The organism is Candidatus Albibeggiatoa sp. nov. BB20 (genome assembly GCA_016744725.1).
Taxonomy (GTDB): domain Bacteria; phylum Pseudomonadota; class Gammaproteobacteria; order Beggiatoales; family Beggiatoaceae; genus Albibeggiatoa.
The window spans coordinates 1-4,158 of record JADGDW010000250.1; the positions used below are offsets into that span (position 1 = coordinate 1).

The following is a 4,158-nucleotide window of genomic DNA, read 5'->3' on the forward strand; positions in this document are numbered from 1 at the left end:
CTTTTCAAAGTCGGCCAAGAAAATGACAAATAGCCCAATGATAGCGATTTTGCTTAAATCAAGTAACAAACCAATAATGGCATAAACGAGTGATGAGAAGCCTTGACCAAATTCGCTATAAAAAATAATGTTACAGAGAATACCCATCACGACAAGGCCGGTTGCGATGAAAGTGAGAAAGCGTAATCGCCATTTACTGATCGCCAAAGCGGGTAATTGAATAACTGAATTAGGGAGTGATGCAGTCGTGTTCATAGCATTTTTCCCCAGTCACTGCTGTGTACACTGAGTCGAATACAATGGGCGTACAGCCAGTCAATACGCGGGTACACAGCTATGAACTGAGTTATTGACCTCCCTTTTTCGTTGAGTGGCGATGACCTCTTTGGTCAACCAAAGGGACGACTCGGATCGTGAAAGTGGGGAGTGCGGGCGGTAAATGGGGGCCGCTATGGTGTAGAGTGTAATAACTCATAAGTCACCTCTGTTTTATTGATTGGTGGGTTGTGATAGGGTTTGAACGGTGTATGTTCACCGTTTTACCCATTTACTTTTTATACGAATATCTTTACTATATGACACCCGTTATTATATTGGGTTATACCCATGAAAGTAGCGCATACTAACCGTAATTATGAGAGAAGTCAAATATGCCACGACGTGATGGAATAGAACGAATGTATCTTGAACTCCCTACAGATGAGGGATTAAAGGAAAGTCTTAAAGAAATGGCGGTTGCACATCGTCGTTCTTTAAATCAAGAAGTTGTTGAGATTTTGGTGCAAGCGGTAAATACTTATCAACTAACAAAACGCAAAAAAAAAGCCCGTGTCTAAATTAAACACGGGCCGTTGAAAATTCACTATGCCAAATAACCTCGCTCATTTAGTAGTTCTTGCCGGAATATAAATGAGCAATTTTGAAAATCAAATAAATTATTTGGATAGACAAAAACGTAGAACGGTATTTATACCATATTTACTGCGTTATGTCTCTCCAAATTTGAGGAGATGACATGCAAATTAAAGATTCTCGTAAGTTCCATTTTTTTTGGGCACATAACATTGTTTTTGATGAATGGGGTTCTGTATTAAAACCTAATGGTATTGCTGTTTATTTGTGTCTTGTTAGGCATGCTAATCGAGATGGCACTTGTTATCCGTCGTTTAGCACAATAGCTAAAAAATGTGGTATTTGTCGTCGTACAGCTATTAATGTTGTTAATCAGTTAGTTGATTTAGGACTCGTTAAACGTGAAAGATGTAATAAACAGGGGAGTCAAGAAAAGATACCCAATCTTTATACTATTGTTGATTTGTCTTTAGTTAGTAGTGCAGGAGATGCACTAGGTAGTGCAGGAGATGCACTAGGTAGTGCAGGAGATGCACTAGGTAGTGCAGGAGATGCACTAGGTAGTGCAGGAGATGCACCCAAAGGAAACACAGAGAAGGAAACACAGAAAAGGAAACATAAAAAAGGACAGACAGACCGACAGACTAACCCACATTCTAAGTACGTGAATTGCAAAAACGATGCCAGTCAGTCGTCAGTCGTTTTAAATACTGATAACCAATCAGAAAAACCTCAATCTCAAAGTGATGCCTCTATCACACCAAGCAGGTCTACTGATGAATCATCAATCGCTTTAGATATTTCTAATTTGAAGTGGCCGAAAGCTTTAGAGCAAAACCAGATCGTCATGAAGGCCTTGGCTAAACTACCTGATGATCAAGCGCGTCAAGCAATACTTGATATTGTGGCCAAAAAGTTAGACAATGGCACGCTTCAAAAGCCAGTGTCTTTTTTAAGGAAAGTGGTTGACAATTACCTCATGGGTGATTTCACGCCTCTTGAGCGAACTTCAAGGGAAGTGAAAGGGTCATCTAATAAGGCGGCTGATAGGCAAGTTTACGCGCCTAATGAGTGCCCTTATTGTGATGAGCAGAATATACTCACTTATGAGGTTGTTAGAACTGGTGAGGTGCAACGTACATCGTGTAAGCATTACCACGATACGCCAGAGATTGGAATGAAACGGGGTTTAAGATGCGTCTCTCCGCGAGTGGGTAACAAATCTCAATTTAGGAGTATTGGTGAGATTTTGGAGTCGCGGGTCAAAGATGTGGATGAGGTGCCGTTTTGAATGATGAGATCAAGTATAATTGACTCAATGTTTTATAACTACAAGTTTATAAAAGGGTGCCCAATTTATTTCATTTTTTAAGGAAAATATATGAAAAAAATCTCAAAAATAATAGTATTTTTTGCTTTATGTTTTGGAGGATTGGTAAGTATTAACTTTTCCTTTGCTCAGTATATTGTATGTGAGCCAGTGACGGATTGTGGCTCAGGGTACTTGACAGTACCCGATCCAAACGATTGTCAAAAATTTTATACTTGTAGTGATTATACTCCTAGTTCTTCGTCTTCTTCTTGTGGCGATGGCTACTATTTCGAACCAGATACCCAAACATGTGAGGAAGGCGGAGAATGCACCTCACTCTCCTTTTGTTTTTTTGAACAAGAATGTGTAACCTGGTCAAACAAACCTTGCGTATTTCCCTTTAAATATGAAATCAATGGTCCTACATATACTGCTTGCCCTGATTATTCTAGGACTTGTGCTACTAAAGTTGACTCGAATTTCGTCCTAATAGTGGGGGGGCTTTGTAACCCGGATCCTATGGTATGTCCGTATGAGGAGTGACACGGGTCAAAGTGCAACATAATGAGTGTCTATGCCCATTATGTACTTTGCCTAACGTGCCACGGATGATTAAAAAGAAAAAAGGGGCCAGGCTCGAATTAATTCTGTCCCTTCTTTTCTTTAGCGAAACCCACCAATCAAAATAAAGAGCCCCAAGGCATAAGAAACCAAGGGGCTTTTTTAATTCTCAATAAAAATTCACAAGTGACTACCAACAACTTATCTTCAAATGCTATTGTATGATTTTCAAAACTCCATACCCAAAATAGCATTATCCACGTCTTCATGATCAAACGACAGATAGCAAATTGTCGATTGAATTGACTTGTGACCTAAAGCGTCCGCCACCTTCTGAATATCCCCCAGCCTTGTCTTCATTTCCTTTGCAAAGGTTTTGCGAAGCGTATGCGTACCCGTTTGACCAAAAATAGCGGCCTTCTCAAATAAACCCTTGATAATCTGCCACGCTCGCTGCCGCGTAATCGCCTTACTCCCCTTTGATTGCCTACCCACAAATATTGCACTCTCCAAACCAAAGCCCTTCGACAAAAGATAATCCGTCCACTCTTTGACGGCCATTTTTACCTTCCCATGCAGTACCTGAACCCTACCCGTTCCGTTTTTCGTATTGGCCGCTTTCAAGGCGACACGATCCAATACCGAACCATCCGGCGCAATCAAATCCCCAATCTTGAGACTCAAAAGTTCACTGACTCGAAAGCCCGTAGCCAGCCCCAGAAGGATCAATAAATTATCCCGTTGATTATGGGCAGCGGTGTTTAAAAGACGCTTCTTTTCATCATGATTGAGTGGACGACAGCCTTGCATAGCAAACTCCTGAATAATTCTGTTAAAACAATTATGGTTATTATACGTTTTTCTGGAGAAAATAGCAAGGTAAATTATCAAGAAAGTGGCTTGAATAGTGAGTTTCACCAACTATAAGTATGTCAAACTCAGGTATTTTGGAATGAGACAAATTAATTTTTAAAAAAATTAATGAAATCAATGGTTTGATAAACAATTATCAGCCGGTGATGGGCGCAGGAGGATGGGTAGTGATCAAGTGACCTAGTAGCACCCTTACTCAAAGTGGCGAGCGTGATCGGATGGGTGCGGCATTATAACCAGTGGTGGCAGCTCATATTTTTAATAAATTAATGAAATCAATGGTTTGATAAGCAATCATCGGTCGGTGATGCGCAGCGGGGTAGTGAGTGACTTGGTGACTTGGTGCCATGCCAACCAGTGACGGTGGTGACATCTCCTATGGGTAGGCGTGGGATTCTGATTAAGTTACTAAATCAGTTTCAGTAAACGGGAACTAACGCCCCCGTTTACCTGAATTACGCCCCTGATGAGAACGCCGGTGAGACTCACGCTTGCCACGACGTGCCCTCTGCTTATCTGAACACTTGCCTTTTCTAGCCATGATGAAATAAATAAAGAAA

General features: G+C 40.9%; 5 protein-coding genes. 3 read left to right on the top strand and 2 right to left on the bottom strand.

What is annotated here, in order from left to right:
* On the bottom strand, window positions 1-255 hold a 255-nt coding region (locus ABXH34_RS18040; protein WP_353573277.1), incomplete at its 3' end, for a hypothetical protein.
* A 395-nt stretch (window positions 256-650) separates the two neighbouring features.
* On the opposite strand from ABXH34_RS18040, the gene ABXH34_RS18045 reads away from it, so the two are divergent.
* From ABXH34_RS18045 to ABXH34_RS18055, 3 genes are all read left to right on the top strand, one after another.
* Entirely contained in the window at window positions 651-836 is a 186-nt protein-coding gene (locus ABXH34_RS18045) for a FitA-like ribbon-helix-helix domain-containing protein (RefSeq protein WP_353573278.1), read from the top strand.
* Between the two features lie 179 nt (window positions 837-1,015).
* On the top strand, window positions 1,016-2,143 hold the full coding sequence (locus ABXH34_RS18050; protein ID WP_353573279.1) for a helix-turn-helix domain-containing protein: 1,128 nt from the start codon (window positions 1,016-1,018) through the stop codon (window positions 2,141-2,143).
* Window positions 2,144-2,233: 90 nt separating this feature from the next.
* Window positions 2,234-2,707 carry a chitin binding peritrophin-A domain-containing protein gene (locus ABXH34_RS18055; protein ID WP_353573280.1) on the top strand — a complete coding sequence of 158 codons (474 nt, stop codon included), beginning with the start codon at window positions 2,234-2,236 and terminating at the stop codon, window positions 2,705-2,707.
* 246 nt (window positions 2,708-2,953) lie between these two features.
* On the opposite strand, the gene ABXH34_RS18060 is transcribed toward ABXH34_RS18055, so the two are convergent.
* Window positions 2,954-3,535, bottom strand: a complete 582-nt coding sequence (locus ABXH34_RS18060; protein ID WP_353573224.1) for a tyrosine-type recombinase/integrase — start codon at window positions 3,533-3,535, stop codon at window positions 2,954-2,956.
* Between the last annotated feature and the right edge of the window lie 623 nt (window positions 3,536-4,158).

What these genes read in the sequence shown, in the direction of transcription:
- ABXH34_RS18060 (WP_353573224.1), bottom strand. Translation starts at nt 3,535, where the DNA reads ATGCAAGGCTGTCGTCCACTCAATCATGATGAAAAGAAGCGTCTTTTA.
- ABXH34_RS18055 (WP_353573280.1), top strand. Translation starts at nt 2,234, where the DNA reads ATGAAAAAAATCTCAAAAATAATAGTATTTTTTGCTTTATGTTTTGGA.
- ABXH34_RS18050 (WP_353573279.1), top strand. Translation starts at nt 1,016, where the DNA reads ATGCAAATTAAAGATTCTCGTAAGTTCCATTTTTTTTGGGCACATAAC.
- ABXH34_RS18045 (WP_353573278.1), top strand. Translation starts at nt 651, where the DNA reads ATGCCACGACGTGATGGAATAGAACGAATGTATCTTGAACTCCCTACA.